Consider the following 16,036-nt stretch of genomic DNA (forward strand, 5'->3'; position numbering starts at 1 on the left):
GCTCACACCTCCGCCGGCTCGGGGACGGCGACGGGGGCGCCGTCGGCGGCCGTGATCGGCGGCACCGGGGTGTCGACGGCACGCACCAGTCGCGGACCCTCGGGGCCGAAGACGGCACGGGGCTCGGGGAAGAGCCACAGCAGGGCGAGGTAGCTGACCGCGGCCAGGCCCAGACCGACGGGCAGCGAGATGTCCACTCCGCCCGCGAGGTCGCCGAGGGCGCCGACGAACTGGCCCGGGAGGTTGACGAACTGGACCGCCAGGAGCGCGGAGGCCAGCCAGGCGGCCATGCCCCGCCAGTTCCAGCCGTGCGTGAACCAGTAACGCCCGCCCCGCTGACGGCGGTTGAAGACCTGGAGCGAGTCGGGGTCGTACCAGCCGCGGCGGGTGAGGAAGCCCAGGGTCATGATGACCATCCAGGGCGCGGTGCAGACGATGATCAGCGTCGCGAAGGTGGAGATCGACTGGGTCAGGTTGGCGGCGAACCGGCCGACGAAGATGAAGCCGATCGACAGGACGCCGATGAACACGGTGGCCTGCACCCGGCTGAACCGGGGGAAGACGCTGGCGAAGTCGAGACCGGTGCCGTAGAGCGAGGTGGTGCCGGTGGACATGCCGCCGATCAGCGCGAGCAGGCAGACCGGCAGGAAGTACCAGGAGGGCGAGACGGCCAGCAGCCCGCCGACGTAGTCCGGGGCGCTCGGGTCGAGGAAGTTCCCGGCCTTCGCGGCGATGATCGAGGCGGTCGCCAGGCCGAAGAAGAACGGCAGGATCGTCGCGATCTGGGAGAGGAAGGCCGCGCCCATCACCCGGCGGCGCGGGGTGTCGGCGGGGATGTAGCGGGCCCAGTCGCCGAGGAAGGCCCCGAACGAGACGGGGTTGGAGAGCACGATCAGCGCGGAGCCGATGAACGCCGGCCAGAAGCCGGGGGCGCTCAGCGAGTGGAAGCTGCCCTGGTAGCCGGCGTCGAAGTCGCCGCCGAACGCGAAGAGACCGAGGACGAAGAGGAGGGAGGCGGCGGCCACCGCGATCTTGTTCACGAAGAGCATGAACCGGAAGCCGTAGATGCACACCGTCAGCACCAGCGCGGCGAACAGCCCGTACGCGAGCGCGTACACGCCCTCGTTGGTCGGCAGGTGGAACATCCGGTGCGCGCCGCCGACGAGGGCGTCGCCGGAGGACCACACGGAGATGGAGAAGAAGGCGACCGCGGTCAGCAGGGAGAGGAAGGATCCGACGACCCGGCCGTGCACGCCCAGGTGGGCGGAGGAGGACACCGAGTTGTTGGTGCCGTTCAGCGGCCCGAACACGGCCAGCGGCGCGAGGATCAGCGCGCCGACGGCGAGCCCGAGGCCGGTGGCCGCCAGGCCCTGCCAGAAGGAGAGCCCGAACAGGATCGGGAATGCGCCGAGGACACAGGTGGCGAAGGTGTTCGCGCCGCCGAAGGCGACCCGGAACAGGTCGAGCGGCCGGGCGGTGCGGTCGGCGTCCGGGATGCGCTCCACCCCGTACGTCTCGATCTCGGTCAGCGACGGGGCGTCGTGCTGCTCCGCTTGGGGGCTGGTGGTCATGTCTGCTCCTCGCGAGGGCCGGCGGAGTCCAGGGTGAACAGGCTGATCAGGTCGTAGGCGACGTGCGACGCGGCGACGGAGGTGATGTCGGCGTGGTCGTAGGCGGGGGCCACCTCGACGACGTCGCCGCCGACCAGATTGAGCCCGGCGAGGCCGCGCAGGATCTCCAGCAGCTCACGCGAGGTCATGCCGCCGGCCTCCGGGGTCCCGGTGCCGGGGGCGTGGGCGGGGTCGAGGACGTCGATGTCGACGGACACGTACAGCGGCCGGTCGCCGATGCGCTGCCGCAGCGCGTCCACCGTCTCGTCGACCCCGCGGCGCAGTACGTCGGAGGAGGTGACGATGCCGAAGCCGAGGCGCCGGTCCTCCTCCAGGTCCCGCTTGCCGTACAGGGGGCCGCGGGTGCCGACGTGGCTGAGCGCCTCGGTGTCGACGATGCCCTCCTCGACGGCGCGGCGGAAGGGGGTGCCGTGGGTGTACTCGGCGCCGAAGTAGGTGTCCCAGGTGTCGAGATGGGCGTCGAAGTGCAGGACGGCGACCGGTCCGTGCCGCTTGGCGACCGCGCGCAGCAGCGGCAGCGCGATGGTGTGGTCGCCGCCGATGGTGACGAGCTTGGTGCCGTCGGACTGGAGGCGGGAGGCCTCGTGCTCGACGGTCTCGATCGCCTCGTTGATGTCGAAGGGGTTCACCGGGATGTCACCGGCGTCGGCGACCTGGACCGCCGCGAACGGCGACACGTCCAGTGCCGGGTGGTACGGGCGCAGCAGCCGGGAGGCCTCGCGCACCGCGGCCGGGGCGAAGCGGGCGCCGGGCCGGTAGGAGACACCGGTGTCGAAGGGGACGCCGACGACGGCGATGTCCGCGCGGGGCACCTCGTCCAGCCGCGGCAGCCGGGCGAAGGTCGCCGGTCCCGCATAGCGGGGGACGCGGGAGGAGTCCACGGGTCCACGGGGCTCGGTCGTCATCGGGCACCTTCCTGTCGAGTCTGGGGCGTACCCCGCCGGGTGGGCGGGCCCTGGACCGGAGCTAGTGGTTCCGGTAGCAGGGGATGCCTCAGTCTGCGAACGGGCGGCCCGTACGGTCAATTGTTGACGGCACCAAGAACTACAGTTGACTTGTGTCCGACCACAAAGCCACGTCGCGTTCCGTCCTCACCGTCGGCGACCTCCTCTCCTTCCCGGCGCTCCAGATGCGCCTGCTCGCGGGCGGCGGCGGCCTGGGCCGCACGGTGTCCTGGGCGCACGTCAGCGAACTGGAGGACCCCACCCCCTGGCTGCTGGGCTCGGAGGTCCTCATGACCGTGGGCCTCGCCGTGCCCCGCGGCGGCGAGGCGCAGCGGCGCTACCTGGAGCGGCTCGACGACGCGGGCGTCGCGGCGCTGGTCCTCAGCACCCAGCTGCGCACCCCACCGCTGCGGCAGGCCTTCCTCGCCGCGGCCGAGGAGCGCGGCTTCCCGGTCCTTGAGGTGCCGCTCGCCGTTCCCTTCGTCACCATCGCGCAGGAGGTCGCCGCCGCGGTCAGCGAGAACGCCGCGGAACGGCTCGGCGCCCAGCTCCAGGTCTTCGGCGCGCTGCGCTGGATGGCCGAGGAGAACCTGGACATCCCCGCGCTCTTCGACCGCCTGGAGCAGCTCAGCGGCTACCGCCTCTTCCTGTGCACCGCCCAGGGGCGCCCGCTGCTGCCCGGCATCCGGCGCCCGAGGACCTCTCGGTGCTCCCGGCGGACCCGGACGCCCCGCCGACCGTGCCCGGCGGCTTCGTGCTCCCCGTCCTCGGCCCGGGCGGCGCGGCCGGCTACCTGGTCGCACTGGAACAGGTCGGCGCCCGGCCGGCCGGACTGGCCGTCGTCCAGCACCTGGCCACCGTCGCCGCCCTGCGGCTCGCGATGGTGCGCCAGGAGCGCGAGGTGCTGCGGCGGGAGGGGGCCGAGACCCTCGCCGAGCTGCTCCAGGACACCCTCGACCCGGCCATCGCGCAGCGCCGGCTGGCCCACCACGGCCTCGGCACCCAGCGGCCCGTCGTCCTCGCGGTGCTCCGGCGCACCCAGGACGAGCAGCTGGAGGGCGCGCTGTCCGGCCATCCGCACCTGACCCTGCGCCGCGGCGAGGACCGGTTGGTACTGGCCGAACCCGGCTTCACCGAGGCGCTGGCCGAGCTGCCCGGCGCGGTGTGCGGGGTGAGCCGTCCCTTCACCGTGGGCGAGCCCCTGCGGGTCGCCCAGCAGGAGGCGGAATGGGCGGCCGGACGCGCGGAGGAGGCGGGCAAGCCGCTCGTCCACTACGGCGAGGACGCCACCGGGCGCTGGCTGCCCGAGGACCGCCGGCTGCTGTCGGCGCTGGTCGAGCAGGTCCTCGGCGAGGCCCTGCGCTACGACGCGGCACACGGGTCACAGCTGCTGCTCTCCGTCCGTACCTGGATGGAACGCGACCGCCGCACCGAGGAGGCCGCCGCGGCCCTCCACGTCCACCCCAACACCCTCGCCTACCGGCTGCGCCGTTTCGGCGAGGTGACCGGCCGGGACCTGTCGACGACCGCCGCCTTCACCGAGGTCTGGTTCGCCGTGCGCGCGGCCACCGAACTCGGCGTGGCGGTGACGGGGCCGTAGCCCCGGAGCTCCCGGTCGTGGGCGGCCCGCGCCGCAGAGCTCCGCCGCGACACGTCACCGCCCACCGGTCGCGGACGCGCCGGTCGCGAGCCTGCCCGCCGTACAGTCGATCACGCTCGGCACCGGACACGGAAGGGACGGCTCAGTGGCGGAGAACCCACAGCACGCGCACCCCGGGAATGCCGCGGACGGCCCGAGCTGGACCCGGGCGGTGACGGTGCTCCAGGAAGCCGCTCCGTTCACCGTCCCCGAGGGCGCGTCGGCGATGACCCTCCACGTCGAGTGGGAACCCGGCGACCCCGGCACCCCGCCGCACCGCCACTCCGGCCCGGCGTTCGGCTACGTCCTCAAGGGCGCGGTCCGCTTCGAGATCGAGGGCGAGCCCGAGCGCGTCGTCGAGGCCGGCGGCACGTTCTGGGAGCCGGGCGGTGACGTCATCCACTACCAGGACGGCAACGCCCTGCCCGACGCCAGGACCGAGTTCGTGGTCACCATGATGTGCGCGCCGGGCAGGCCCATGCTCGAACTGGTCGAGGAGGCCGAGCTCAGGTCACGCGCCCGCCTGCGGGCCCCGCGGCCGGCCGGCTGACCTGCCCCGGCTCCCTGCCGTACGTCCGCAGCCGGATCAGGCCGGCTACGAGGCGTGGAACAGCCCCGTGGGCACCGCCGCCGCCAGCACCCCGTACCCGGTCGGGTTGAGGTGCAGCCAGTCCCCCACCTGGAGGTCGGCCCGCAGGCGGCTCGGGTCGGCCGGGTCCCGTACCACCCGGTCGAAGTCGAGCACCGCGTCGAAGTGCCCGTGCCCCCGGATCCACGCGTTGACGCGCTGCCGGGCCGCCTCCCGCACGCCGGCGCCGTCGTCGTAGGCGTTGCCGCCGAAGGGCAGCAGGGTGGCGCCGTAGACGCGGATGCCCTGGGCGTGGGCGCGGACGACGATCTGCCGGTAGGCGGCGATCAGGTCGTCCGCCACGGCCTGCTGGGCCTGCGGGGTGGCGGCGGCGGTGCCGATGTCGTTGACGCCCTCGAAGAGGATCAGCCAGGAGACCCCGCTGCGGGAGAGGACGTCCCGGTCCAGGCGGGCCAGGACGTTGGGGCCGAGGCCGTCGTTGAGGACCCGGTTGCCGCCTGCCGCCTGGTTGAGCACGGCGATGCCGGACGTGCCGGCCCGGGACCGGAGGCGGTCGAAGAACTGGTCCGGCCAGCGGTCGTTGCCGTTGGTCGTGGACCCCCGGCCGTCGGTGAGGGAGTCGCCGAGGACGGCCACGGCCCGGGTCGCGGCCGGCGCCAGGACCTCGACGTCGCTCAGCAGGTACCAGTGGTCGACCGTGGTCGCACCGGTCAGGTCCGGGTCCTGCGTGTGGTCGCCGCCGACGAGGTACGACGTGGTGCGCGAACCCGGGTGCGAGGTGAGTGCCAGATCGGGCTGGCCCTGCGCGGTGTACGCCGTGACCGTGAGATTGGACCCCGGGGCCAGCTCGAAGTCCACCGGATCGGAGACGACCTGGGCACCGACGGGGACGACGGTCGCGGCGCGCCCGGAGAACGTCACCCGGTGCAGGCTGCCGGGCACGATCGCGCCGGCCCCGGCCCTTCCGCCCGCCGGAAGCGCCACGGTCACCGAGGTGAGCGGGAGCGCGGTGTCGCCGTAGGCGTTGGAGAAGCGCAGCCGGAGCCGGTGGGCGCCGACGGTCACCCGGACGGTCTGGCGCAGGGTGGTGTCGGCCAGGACCGACTTCTCCCCCGTGAAGGGCGCGGGCGGCAGGTTGGCGGGCTCGGTGAGCTGGGGCATCCCGGTCCAGGTGTTCACCCAGTGGCTGCCCTGGCGGGTGACCGCGGTGACCCGGCCGGGGCCGCGGACCAGCGCGGTCCCGGCCGTGACGGTCACCACCAGGGCGAGGGCGAGGACACAGGTGCTGAGGAGCGTGGCGAGCGGCGCTCTGCTGGGCTGCGGCTTCACGGGGACCTTCCTGGCGAGGGGCGACGGCGGAGCCGTCGTCAACTGACCGTGCAGGGAGTGCCGTTGAGCGTGTACGCGGTGGGGGCCGCGCTGTTGCCGGTGTGCGTGGCCTGGTAGCCGATGCTGACGCTCGCGTTCGGCGTGATCGTGGCGTTGTACGACACGTCGGCCGCCGTCACCGCACCGGACGCGGGGCTGTAGGTGGCGTTCCAACCGTTGGTGATGGTCTGCCCGTCCGGCAGGGTGAACCCGAGCTGCCAGCCGCCGACCGTCGTCGTACCGGTGTTGGTGATGGTCACGGAGGCGGTCAGGCCGGTGTTCCAGGCGCTGGTGGTGACGGTCACCTTGCAGGCGCCGGCCGGGGGGTGGGGGGCGGTGCCGCCGCTGTCGAGGCCGAAGAAGGTGAGGGCGCGGGCGGCCATGCCGTAGGTGTAGAGGTTGTGGCCGACGCCCTGGATGCTGATCGCCTCGACGGGGGCCTGGTCACCGGTGGCGCCGTAGCGGGTGCGCGTCCAGCCGCCGACCGGGCTGTCGGTGGCGGCCGGTGTCTGGCTCGTCCCGAGGACGTTCGTCCACTGTTTGATCTCCTCACCGAAGTTCGCGTAGGCGAGGGTGGTGTCGTCGGTGCCGTGCCAGAGCTGCATCCGTGGCCGGGGTCCGGTGTAGCCGGGGTAGGCGGCGCGCACCAGGTCGCCCCACTCCTGCGGGGTGTGCGTGACGGTGCCGCCGGAGCAGGCGCTGTTCCACTCGGAGCCGTCGGTGGTGGCGAAGCAGCCGAAGGGGACGCCGGAGAAGGCGGCACCGGCGGCGAACACGTCCGGGTAGTCGCCGAGCAGGACGTTGGTCATCATCGCGCCGGACGAGATGCCGGTGACGAAGACCTTCCCGGTGTCCGCCGCGTAGTTGGCGGTCACCCAGCCGACCATGGACCTGATGCCGACGGGGTCGCTGCCACCGCCCCGGCGCAGCGCCTGCGGCGAGGACACGTCGAAGCACTTGCTCGCCCGCGTCACCGACGGGTAAACGACGACGAAGCCGTACTGCTCGGCCAGTGCGGCCCATTCGGTCCCCGAGTACATGGCCGGGGCCGACCCGCCGCACCAGTGCACGGCCACGACGACGGCCGGGTGGGCGGTGACGCTGTTCGGTACGTACACGTACATCTGGAGGTTGCTGGGGTTCTCGCCGAAGCCGGTGACCTCGGTGAGGGTCGCCGCGGGGACGGCGGCGGGGCGGGCCGAGGCGGCGGGTGCGAAGACGGCCGTCACCGCGAGCAGCGGCAGCAGCAGCGCGCCCAGGAGGGCGAGGAGGGTAGAACGCGGCCTGGTCCGGGGTGCGTTGAGGGTGGGGCCGGGTGTGGGGGGCACGTCGTTGTCCCTTTCTGATCGCGGCTCGGTGCGGCGTCGTGCGGGGAACTCCCGGCATGGTGGCATGGACACGGCCACCCATGGAAGCGCTCCCACGCCACTTTGCGGGACGACGGCACGGCCGGAACGGATGCTGCGCGAGGCGTTGACTAGAAAGCGCTTGCACTCTACGTTCCGTTCAGCACCCTGACCGATGGACATCGAAGGGCCGCGTTCGGCCAGGTGTCAGCGCACAGCGTTCCGAATGATGAACATCTCTCACACACCTGCACGGCTGACGGAACGCCGACAGGACCCCCCACTCGAAAGAAGGCATACGGGACATGACTTCACGAGCACGGAGCAGTACGCGCGCACTGATGGCCGGGGCGGCCGCCCTGGGATTCTCGTTTGGCATGATCATGACTTCCGGAACCTCGGCGAGCGCGGCCACCTGGCCGACCGCGAGCGGCAGCCAGGCCGTCACCGCGACGATCAAGCTGTCGGGCACGAAGGACTACGGGATGCTGCGCCTGTACGGCAGCGGCGACCTGGGCACCGGCGGGCAGAGCGAGGACCAGGACCCGATCCTCGACCTCGCGGCCGGCACCGTCCTGAAGAACGTCATCATCGGCGCGCCCGCCGCGGACGGCATCCACTGCGAGGGCAGTTGCACCCTGCAGAACGTGTGGTGGGAGGACGTCGGCGAGGATGCGGCGACCTTCCGCGGCTCCTCGTCGTCCAACGTGTACACCGTCTCCGGCGGCGGTGCGAAGGAAGCCAGCGACAAGGTGTTCCAGTTCAACGGCGCCGGGACGCTCAACGTGTCCGGCTTCGCGGTGCAGAACTTCGGCAAGCTGGTCCGCTCGTGCGGCAACTGCTCGACGCAGTACAAGCGCACCATCAACCTCAACACGATCGAGGCGACGTACAAGGGCAGCGCGCTGGTCGGCATCAACACCAACTACGGCGACAGCGCGACGCTGAAGAACATCACGATCGTCGGGGACAGCAGCAAGAAGATCGTGCCCTGCCAGAAGTACGTCGGCAACAACACCGGCGCGGAACCGCCGACGAACGGGAGCGGGCCGGACGGGACGTACTGCAAGTACGCGAGCTCGGACATCACCTACAAGTGAGCCGGGGCGGTGGGGCCGTCTGCGTGCACCGGACGGCCCCACCGCTGCTCAGTCGAGGCAGAACTCGTTGCCCTCGATGTCCTGCATCACGATGCACGAGTCGTCGCCGCCGTCGTACAGGAGCCGCACGCGTACCGCGCCGAGCGGGATCAGCCGTGCGCACTCGGCTTCGAGGGTGGCGAGGCGCTCCTCGCCCACGAGCCCGGTGCCGACCCGCACGCAGAGATGCACCCGGTTCTTGACGACCTTGCCTTCGGGAACGCGCTGGAAGAACAGTCTCGGGCCGACCCCCGAGGGATCACTGCAGGCGAACCACGCACCCTGCCGCTCAGCCGGGAGAGAGCGCTCGTACTCGTCCCACGTGGCGAAACCCTTCGGGGGCGGCGGTACCTCGTACCCGAGCACCTCGCACCAGAAGCGGGCGAGGCGCTCGGGTTCCGCGCAGTCGAAGGTGACCTGGAACTGCCTGATCGTTGACATCGGCGCACCCTAGCAGGGGGTTCCGGCGCTCATCTCCCGGCGGGAATCCGCACGTTGCCGAGCGGGCACGCCTCGTCACCGCTCTGTTTCCCGGAGCGCTGACGAGGCTCGCTCGACTGCACGAACGGGCGGGATCCCCGAAACGGGATCCCGCCCGGCAGCTTCCCTGTCAGTGCTTGAACACGTCCTTCGTCTTCTCCTTGGCCTGACGGGCCGCGCCCTTCGACTTCTTGGCCTGTCCTTCGGCCATCATCCGCTCGTTGCCCACGGTGCGTCCGGCCGTCTCCTTGGCCTTGCCCGTGACCTCTTCCATCTTGCCCTTTGCCTTCTGTCCTCCGGCCATGGCCGTTCACTCTCCTAGCCCCGTGGGGAATCGTGCACGCGACCCGAGTACCCAATGTCGAGCAGCGAAACGGGGTGGGGGCAGTAGTCGGTCCACCAGGGTGAGGGCGAGCCTGGGTCGCCCCGCCGGCCCATGGGCGCGCTTCTCTCACACGAAACTGTACGGGGGCAGCGGTCCGCGCAGTCGGACCTCGCACTCCTCGCCCAGTTGGTTGGCCAGGCTGATCTCCGTGGCCAGGAACATCTCCTCCGCGTCCGCCCGGACCAGGAAGGAGATGCTGAGGAAGTCACGGTCCGTGGGGGGCGAGGGACTCTCGTCGCTCACGTACGGGCGCAGCGCCTCGACGATGCCCTTGGCGAGAGCCTGCTGTCGCGCCTCGGCCTCGTGCGCGACCAGTTCGCCGAGCGCGAGGGACATCTGCGGGGTGCCGGAGCCGCTCCGGATGACGGTGTTGAGTTCGCGGGCCTCGTCGGACTCCAGGAGGATCCGGCGCAGCAGCGCCTCCTCCTCCCACGAGCACCTGAGGTTGTACTCGGCGGTGCCTTCGAGGTTGCGCAGTCGTTCCCGGTATTCGTCCGCCCTGTCCTCCAGGGCCGCACGGACGGCGCCGTCGCTCTCGGCCGTCATGCCGAACCGCAGCGGCAGCACGGCACCGTCGGCCATCAGCCGCTCCTGGACCTCCTGGTGCGCCAGGACATCACGCCGCCTGGGGCGCAGGCCCTCGGGCGCGTCGCTGACGACCGCGCACAGGACTCCGGCGGTCACCGTGCGCAGCGTGCCGGGCGGATCGCCGACGCCGTGGACGCCGTCCAGCTTCATCGGATGGTCGTTCGAGGCGACGGAGTACACGTAGACGGGCATGGTCACTCCCTCTGCCGCCGGGAGGTCGTTCTGGCCTGTCGACGGCGCCGCTGCCGGGGCTCCTCCTCGCCCTCCTCGCCCTCCTCGCCCTCCTCGTCCTTGTCGCCGTCGTCGCCGTCGCCACCGGTCAGGGTGTCCTTGACGGCCTCGACGGCGCCGGTCAGGGCCCCCTTGGACTTGCCCTCGGCCCCGCCCTCGGTGATCTCGCCGACGAGGTCGGTGAGCTGGGTGGGCTGTTTACTGCCCGTTTCGAGGTCGAGACGGTTGCATGCCTCGGCGAACCGGAGGTAGGTGTCCACGCTGGCCACGACGATGCGAGCGTCGACCTTGAGGATTTCGATGCCGACGAGAGACACGCGCACGAAGACGTCGATGACGAGGCCGCGGTCGAGAATCAGATCCAGGACGTCGTACAGACTGCTCGTGCTGCCGCGCGACACGCTGCTTCCGCCCTGTGGCACCACAGTCATGGCGCCTCCCTTCGCCGCCCCCTGGGTCGTGTCAGAGGCGCCGGTCGATCTGACCGCGCGTGTACCGGCGGGTCCGTTCGTACGCCAGCAGTTCGCCCTTCGCGCTCAGCGTCACGTGGTAGGTGCCGAGCACGCTGGTGGTCTCGGGGACTCGCTCCAGTTCGAGTACCTCGACATCTGCTTCCCACCCCTCCTCGGTCGGTTTGATGGCGGAGACCGACTCGGGGGTGCGTCCGAGGAGTTCCTCCAGTTGCCCCGCGGCGGAGCGCATGGCCCAGGCCGCCGAGTGTCCGGCGGGCTTGCGGGGGCTGCCGCTGCGGGCACGGCGTGCGGTGTCGTCACTGCGGGAGGGGCGCCTGCCGCTCCCTGTGCCGTTCTTGTCTGACGCGGGCATGGTCCCCCAACTCCGTCGCTGGAGCGGCGCTCCGCCGTCACTCAAATGTACTATTTCACCATATACATCTTGAAAGTGTGCCGCGATGGGCCGATGGCGGTCGCGAGCCGCCGTGCGACCGGACAGCGGCTCGCTGGAGGGAAGGATCGATGAACGATTCGACGAAGGTCGCTCTCGCTGCCGCAGTCGCCGGTGGCTACGTCCTCGGCAGGGTCAAGAAGGGAAAACTCGCCTTCGGACTGGCCACCTATCTCGCGGGCCGCCGTGTCGGCCTCGAACCTCAGCAACTGCTCACCGAGGGGCTGCGCAAGCTCCAGGAGATTCCCCAGGTCGCGGACCTCAACGAGCAGGTGCGCGGCGAATTCAAGGAGGCCGGCCGGAAGGCCCTCATGGCGGCCGCCGACCGGAAACTCGCCGACCTCGCGGACGCCTTGCACGCGCGGACCGCACGGATCGGAAGCGAGAAGGAGGAGGGAGACGAGGAAGAGCAGGAGGAAGAGGAGTACGAGGCGGAGGAGGAGCCGGAGGAGGAAGAAGAGTACGAGGACGAGGAGGCGGCGGACGAGGAGGAAGAGGAACCCGAGGAGGAGCCGGAGGAGGCGGAGGAAGAGGAGGAAGAGGAGAAGCCCAGGAAGCCCGCGGCCAGGCGCCGGCGGCCCGGTCGCCGGACGGATGACGACACAGAAGAGCCGCCCCGCCGCCGCACGGCCAAACGCCCCTCCGCGCGGTCCGCGCCCCGCAAGGCGCCGGCGCGCAAGAGCACCGCCAAGAAGGCACAGCCCGCCAAGAAGGCACAGCCCGCGAAGAAGGCAGCCGCGAAGAAGTCGGCGGCCCCTGCCAGGAAGACCGCGGCCAAGAGGACCGCGGCTCCGGCGAGAAAGGCCCCGGCGAAGAAGTCTGCCGCGCCGGCCAGGAAGTCCGCGGCGAAGAAGGCCGCCCCCAAGAAGACTGCCCCCAAGAAGAAGACGACGGCCAAGAGGGCGTCCGCGCGGCGGAGGTAGGCCATGGCCAGGACGGCACAGCAGAACGGACAGGACGAACTCTCCGGCCTCGACCGGTTGCGCGAGGAATTCGTCGACTACCTCGGCGCACAGGTGGAGCATCTCGCGGACGTGGCGGGCGACAAAGTGGGCGACCTCACCGACCAGTTGGCGGACGTGGCCCAGAACGGCGGCATCCTCCCGAAAGTCGGCGCCCGTGTCCTCCAGGGGGACTCTCCTCTCAAGGCCCTGATCGGCGAGAAGGCGAAGAGCATCAAGGACAGCGCGGTCGAGAAGGTTTCGGGCCTGTTCGGCGGCGGCAAGGGCCGCAAGTCCGGCACTTCCAAGGTCACGACCATCATCGAGCACCTGGATGTGGGTGTCCCTGTGCGTGTCGCCTACGACCACTGGACGCAGTTCGAGAAGTTCAGCTCCTTCACCAAAGGCGTGCGCAGTGTGTCGCAGGGGGACGAGACCAGCAGCGACTGGAAGGTGAAGGTGGGCCCGTCCACACGCTCCTGGAAGGCCACCGTCCAGGAACAGATCCCGGACGAGCGCATCGTGTGGACGTCGGACGGCGCCAAGGGCAGCACCAAGGGATGCGTCAGTTTCCATGAACTGACGCCCACGCTCACGCGCATCGTGCTCGTCGTCGAGTACTACCCCTCGGGCTTCTTCGAGAAGACCGGCAACCTGTGGCGTGCCCAGGGACGCCGGCTGCGGCTGGACGCCAAGCACTTCCAACGCTTCGTCACCCTCTCCGACGAGGACGCCGACGGCTGGCGCGGTGAAATCCGCGACGGCGAGGTGGTGCGCACGCACGAGGAGGCACTGGAGGAGGAAGAGGCGGAGTACGAGGACGAGGAGCCCGAGGAGGAATCCGGCGCGGAGGAGGAAGAGGCCGCGGAGGACGAGTATCCCGAGGCGGAGTACGAGGACGAGTACGAGGACCAGGATGCGGAGGACGAGGACGAGGAAGAGGAAGAGGGGGACGAGGACGAGGAGGCTTGAGGCCCGCCGAAGGAGTGGGCCTGCGCCGGTCCGGCAGGTCGCTCTCTCCGGCGTGCGTCGGGCATGACATCGGTTGCTCGCCTTCTCCACCGTCGGCCACGTCGGCCTGTTCCTCGCCGGGACGGCGCTGCTCACCCCGGCCGGAACAGCCGGGGTAGCCCTGTACGTCGCCGCCCACGCGGGGGTGAAGGCAGCCCTGTTCGCCACGACCGGGGTGCTGTTCGCGGTCGGCGGTCTCGCGCTCGCCGGTCTGCCGCCGTTCGGCACGGGCCTGGGCAAGGCAGTCACCGAGCATGCCGGCGAGCAGCGGTTCCCGTGGCTGCCCGCGGTGTTCGTGTTCGTGTCGGCCCTCACGGTCGCGGCCGTACTCCGGGCCGGGGCCCGGATCTTCGCCGGTGCCGGGCCCAGGCCGCGCGAGCGGTATGCCGGGCCGGAGACCACCGGCGGCGGCAAGGAACCGGGGATCCGCGATCCGCGGCGTCGCATTCCCGTCCCGATGCTCGCCGTGCCCGCCGTCCTGCTGGCCGGCGCGCTCGCCGTCGGGCTGTTCCCCGGCCTCGGTGTCGCCCTGGCCCGCGCGGCCCGGCAGTTCACCGACCGCACCGCCTACACCGCCGCCGTCCTCGGCCGCCCCGTCGCCCCGTCCGGGCCGGTGCCCGACGTCGGCTGGAGCACCGAGGGCGTGCTCCTCGCACTCGCCTCGACCGTCCTGGCGGCGCTCCTCGCGGCAGCCGCCGTATGGGGTCCCGCACTGCGGTCACCGCTCGCGGGCCGGGCCACGGCCGTCTGCGAGACCGCCGGGCGGCGGGTGGTCGTGCCGCTGCGGCGCCTGCACTCGGGACACCTGGGCGACTACGTCGCCTGGCTCGCCGTCGGGGTGGCGGTGCTGCTGGTCGCCATGACCGTGCAGCTCTGACCGCGGGGCCTGCACCGCGGTCACCCCGCACGGTCAGGCCGGCGGGCTGCCGCTCGCCGTGGCGGCCGCCCTTCTGCACCGGCCGCTGAGTAACCCCTGGACGAGAACGGGAACATCGTCTCGGCCCGGTAGCCGGGTGCGTCCGTGCGAGGCGCTTCAGGTGAGCGACGGACGTTCGCCGTCCGGCCCGCCGTCGGCGGACGGCGGGGCCGCGGTGTGGGCTTCTTCCTGGGCGAGCAGGGCCAGCAAGGAGGCCACGGTGAGCCCGGCTTCGGCCGGGTGCCGAAGAGCCGTTCCCGGTTCGATCCGGTAGATGTTGCCGCGCCCCTCACGAGTGTGGGAGAGGAAACCGCTCTCCTCCAGATCGGAGATGATCTTCTGGACGGCTCGCTCCGTGAGCCGGCAGTGCGCGGCGATATCACGGACGCGAACATTCTGATCATCTGCGATGGCCGCCAGTACGCGGGCGTGATTGGTGATGAACGTCCAGCCCGTGTGGGGTTCCGGTACTCCACCCATGGGTGAATCATACGCCTGGCATTTCACGCTTGGAAACGCATGAATTTGGTTTCCTGTTTTGCTTGACGCGTGTCGATGCCCGGGGTGAATCTGGATCTGGAAAGCACAGGAATGCCGCAAGGAGCGGGATCATGCCGGAAACAGAACGGTCCGGCGCCCGGCGGACGCCCGACCGAGCCGATGCGCGTGAGCTGCCGGAGCTCACGATCCACAGCCGCGACGAGGGCGACAGCACTGTCGTCACGGTCCGCGGCGACCTCGACCTCACGACCGACCGGCAGCTCCGGTGCGCCCTGCGTTCGGCGCTCCTGCGTTCGCCGCACGGAATCGAGCTGGACCTCGGCGGTGTCGGATTCTGCGACTGCTCCGGGCTCAACACCCTGCTGAACACCCGGCAGCAGGCCCTCGAGGACGCCAAGACGGTCACGATCCGCCACGCCGGCCCCGCCCTGCACCGGATACTGGAGATCACGGGCGCCCTGCCGCTGTTCACCCCGGACAGCGTGCCGGTCGTGGGCCGCGGTCGCTCGGGGTGCCGCCGCGCGCAAGCCCGTTTGAGCGACGGACCGCGGGGCTACCCATGGCACATGATTCCTTCCCGGGTCGAGGAAGTCCTGCCCGAGCTGGCCCCCTTCGTCCACGCCGTGCAGGCGCGGCGCCCCGACGACGGAACATGGTGCGAGGCCTGGACGGTACGGGACGTCCTGGTCCACCAGACCGGGAACGCCGAGGAACTGGCGCGGGTCCTCCAGGCGTTCCTCGACGGCACCCCGGTGCAGACCCGGAGCTTCGACCGTGAAGCCCCCTACCGGCGCCTGTCCGACACCGAGCTGTGGAAGGCCTTCCTGAACCGGTGCGAACGGCTCACCGAGGTCACCGATACCGCGGCCCGGGATCTGCCCCCGGACACGGAGGTGATGTGGACCGGGCGGTCGGTGACAGCACCCTTCTTCGCCGAGCACATGCGGGAAGAGCTGATCCTCCATCGCTGGGACCTGACCGGTGACGACCGGACGGCCGTGGAGGCGCTGACCGAGCCCTGGATGACGGAGCACAGCGTGGTGTCCGTGGGCCGGCCCCTGCTGGAGCGTGGCCGGACCGGTCTGGACCTGGGACCGGAGGGACGCGTGGAGGGCCGGCTGCGCACGCCCGGCATGGACGACGTCGTGGTGACGGCCGACGCCGACAGCTGCGGCATCCGGCTCGCCGCGCCCGAGGGCCCGGCCACCATCGAGAGCGACGCCGCCGTACGCGTCCTGCTGCTGTGGGGGCGCCGCCCCGCCGACCCGTCCGGCTGGCACAGCTCCGCCGGACCGGACGACCTGCGCAGAGTACGAGCACTCCTTGGCGGCTACTGACCCGCTCCTTCGCACAGGGTCTCGCAGGGCCGGTGCCTGTGCTGTCCGGACGCCGACGGAAGGCGTACCGGAGGGGCAGGCGGCAGT

Annotated in this window: 18 protein-coding genes and 1 pseudogene; 8 read left to right on the plus strand and 11 right to left on the minus strand. The window is 71.2% G+C overall.

Annotated features, from left to right (window positions below; genetic code table 11):
- Positions 1-2: 2 nt before the first annotated feature.
- Together ACWGKQ_RS12435 and speB are read right to left on the minus strand one after the other, a co-directional pair.
- Positions 3-1,571, minus strand: a complete 1,569-nt coding sequence (locus tag ACWGKQ_RS12435) for a purine-cytosine permease family protein (RefSeq protein ID WP_453291854.1) — start codon at positions 1,569-1,571, stop codon at positions 3-5.
- Positions 1,568-2,536: an agmatinase gene (speB, locus tag ACWGKQ_RS12440; protein WP_453291855.1), complete on the minus strand. Its 969-nt coding sequence runs from the start codon at positions 2,534-2,536 to the stop codon at positions 1,568-1,570. Before speB ends, ACWGKQ_RS12435 begins: the two co-directional genes overlap by 4 nt.
- Positions 2,537-2,760: 224 nt before the next feature.
- Here speB and ACWGKQ_RS12445 point away from each other — a divergent pair.
- Positions 2,761-3,027 (plus strand): annotated as a pseudogene (locus tag ACWGKQ_RS12445) (PucR family transcriptional regulator ligand-binding domain-containing protein); the annotation flags it as partial.
- Here ACWGKQ_RS12445 and ACWGKQ_RS12450 read toward each other — a convergent pair.
- Positions 2,913-3,173: a hypothetical protein gene (locus ACWGKQ_RS12450; protein ID WP_453291896.1), complete on the minus strand. Its 261-nt coding sequence runs from the start codon at positions 3,171-3,173 to the stop codon at positions 2,913-2,915. The pseudogene ACWGKQ_RS12445 and the gene ACWGKQ_RS12450 sit on opposite strands and share 115 nt — an antisense overlap.
- Before the next feature lie 108 nt (positions 3,174-3,281).
- On the opposite strand from ACWGKQ_RS12450, the gene ACWGKQ_RS12455 reads away from it, so the two are divergent.
- Both ACWGKQ_RS12455 and ACWGKQ_RS12460 read left to right on the plus strand, forming a co-directional pair.
- Positions 3,282-4,175, plus strand: coding sequence for a PucR family transcriptional regulator (locus ACWGKQ_RS12455; protein WP_453291856.1), 894 nt, complete (start codon positions 3,282-3,284; stop codon positions 4,173-4,175).
- A 145-nt stretch (positions 4,176-4,320) separates the two neighbouring features.
- Complete coding sequence (locus tag ACWGKQ_RS12460) at positions 4,321-4,764, plus strand: cupin domain-containing protein (protein ID WP_453291857.1); 444 nt, start codon at positions 4,321-4,323, stop codon at positions 4,762-4,764.
- 45 nt (positions 4,765-4,809) lie between these two features.
- On the opposite strand, the gene ACWGKQ_RS12465 is transcribed toward ACWGKQ_RS12460, so the two are convergent.
- Together ACWGKQ_RS12465 and ACWGKQ_RS12470 are read right to left on the minus strand one after the other, a co-directional pair.
- Positions 4,810-6,132 (minus strand): SGNH/GDSL hydrolase family protein, encoded by a 1,323-nt coding sequence (locus tag ACWGKQ_RS12465; protein WP_453291858.1) that lies wholly within the window; start codon positions 6,130-6,132, stop codon positions 4,810-4,812.
- A gap of 38 nt (positions 6,133-6,170) precedes the next feature.
- Positions 6,171-7,499 (minus strand): extracellular catalytic domain type 1 short-chain-length polyhydroxyalkanoate depolymerase, encoded by a 1,329-nt coding sequence (locus tag ACWGKQ_RS12470; protein WP_453291859.1) that lies wholly within the window; start codon positions 7,497-7,499, stop codon positions 6,171-6,173.
- A 323-nt stretch (positions 7,500-7,822) separates the two neighbouring features.
- Between ACWGKQ_RS12470 and ACWGKQ_RS12475 the strand changes: the two genes are divergently transcribed.
- Positions 7,823-8,617: a pectate lyase gene (locus tag ACWGKQ_RS12475; protein ID WP_453291860.1), complete on the plus strand. Its 795-nt coding sequence runs from the start codon at positions 7,823-7,825 to the stop codon at positions 8,615-8,617.
- Positions 8,618-8,665: 48 nt separating this feature from the next.
- Here ACWGKQ_RS12475 and ACWGKQ_RS12480 read toward each other — a convergent pair whose 3' ends face one another.
- The 5 genes from ACWGKQ_RS12480 to ACWGKQ_RS12500 all read right to left on the minus strand — a co-directional run bounded on the left by ACWGKQ_RS12480 (position 8,666) and on the right by ACWGKQ_RS12500 (position 11,165).
- A complete protein-coding gene (locus ACWGKQ_RS12480) occupies positions 8,666-9,097 on the minus strand; it encodes a VOC family protein (protein WP_453291861.1) in 432 nt (143 codons plus the stop codon).
- Positions 9,098-9,266: 169 nt separating this feature from the next.
- Positions 9,267-9,440, minus strand: coding sequence for a CsbD family protein (locus ACWGKQ_RS12485; protein WP_453291862.1), 174 nt, complete (start codon positions 9,438-9,440; stop codon positions 9,267-9,269).
- Between the two features lie 147 nt (positions 9,441-9,587).
- Positions 9,588-10,301 (minus strand): GvpL/GvpF family gas vesicle protein, encoded by a 714-nt coding sequence (locus ACWGKQ_RS12490; protein WP_453291863.1) that lies wholly within the window; start codon positions 10,299-10,301, stop codon positions 9,588-9,590.
- Between the two features lie 2 nt (positions 10,302-10,303).
- Positions 10,304-10,771: a gas vesicle structural protein GvpA gene (locus tag ACWGKQ_RS12495; protein WP_453291864.1), complete on the minus strand. Its 468-nt coding sequence runs from the start codon at positions 10,769-10,771 to the stop codon at positions 10,304-10,306.
- A 31-nt stretch (positions 10,772-10,802) separates the two neighbouring features.
- Positions 10,803-11,165: a gas vesicle protein GvpO gene (locus ACWGKQ_RS12500; protein ID WP_453291865.1), complete on the minus strand. Its 363-nt coding sequence runs from the start codon at positions 11,163-11,165 to the stop codon at positions 10,803-10,805.
- 149 nt (positions 11,166-11,314) lie between these two features.
- On the opposite strand from ACWGKQ_RS12500, the gene ACWGKQ_RS12505 reads away from it, so the two are divergent.
- The 3 genes from ACWGKQ_RS12505 (at position 11,315) to ACWGKQ_RS12515 (ending at position 14,072) form a co-directional block, all read left to right on the plus strand.
- Complete coding sequence (locus ACWGKQ_RS12505) at positions 11,315-12,166, plus strand: histone protein (protein ID WP_453291866.1); 852 nt, start codon at positions 11,315-11,317, stop codon at positions 12,164-12,166.
- 3 nt (positions 12,167-12,169) lie between these two features.
- Positions 12,170-13,156: an SRPBCC family protein gene (locus ACWGKQ_RS12510; RefSeq protein WP_453291867.1), complete on the plus strand. Its 987-nt coding sequence runs from the start codon at positions 12,170-12,172 to the stop codon at positions 13,154-13,156.
- A gap of 73 nt (positions 13,157-13,229) precedes the next feature.
- Positions 13,230-14,072, plus strand: coding sequence for a proton-conducting transporter transmembrane domain-containing protein (locus ACWGKQ_RS12515; RefSeq protein ID WP_453291868.1), 843 nt, complete (start codon positions 13,230-13,232; stop codon positions 14,070-14,072).
- Positions 14,073-14,228: 156 nt separating this feature from the next.
- Here ACWGKQ_RS12515 and ACWGKQ_RS12520 read toward each other — a convergent pair whose 3' ends face one another.
- Positions 14,229-14,591 carry a helix-turn-helix transcriptional regulator gene (locus ACWGKQ_RS12520; protein ID WP_453291869.1) on the minus strand — a complete coding sequence of 121 codons (363 nt, stop codon included), beginning with the start codon at positions 14,589-14,591 and terminating at the stop codon, positions 14,229-14,231.
- 131 nt (positions 14,592-14,722) lie between these two features.
- Between ACWGKQ_RS12520 and ACWGKQ_RS12525 the strand changes: the two genes are divergently transcribed.
- On the plus strand, positions 14,723-15,949 hold the full coding sequence (locus ACWGKQ_RS12525; protein WP_453291870.1) for an STAS domain-containing protein: 1,227 nt from the start codon (positions 14,723-14,725) through the stop codon (positions 15,947-15,949).
- The last annotated feature ends 87 nt before the right edge of the window (positions 15,950-16,036 follow it).

It is taken from the genome of Streptomyces sp. NPDC054770 (assembly GCF_053611985.1).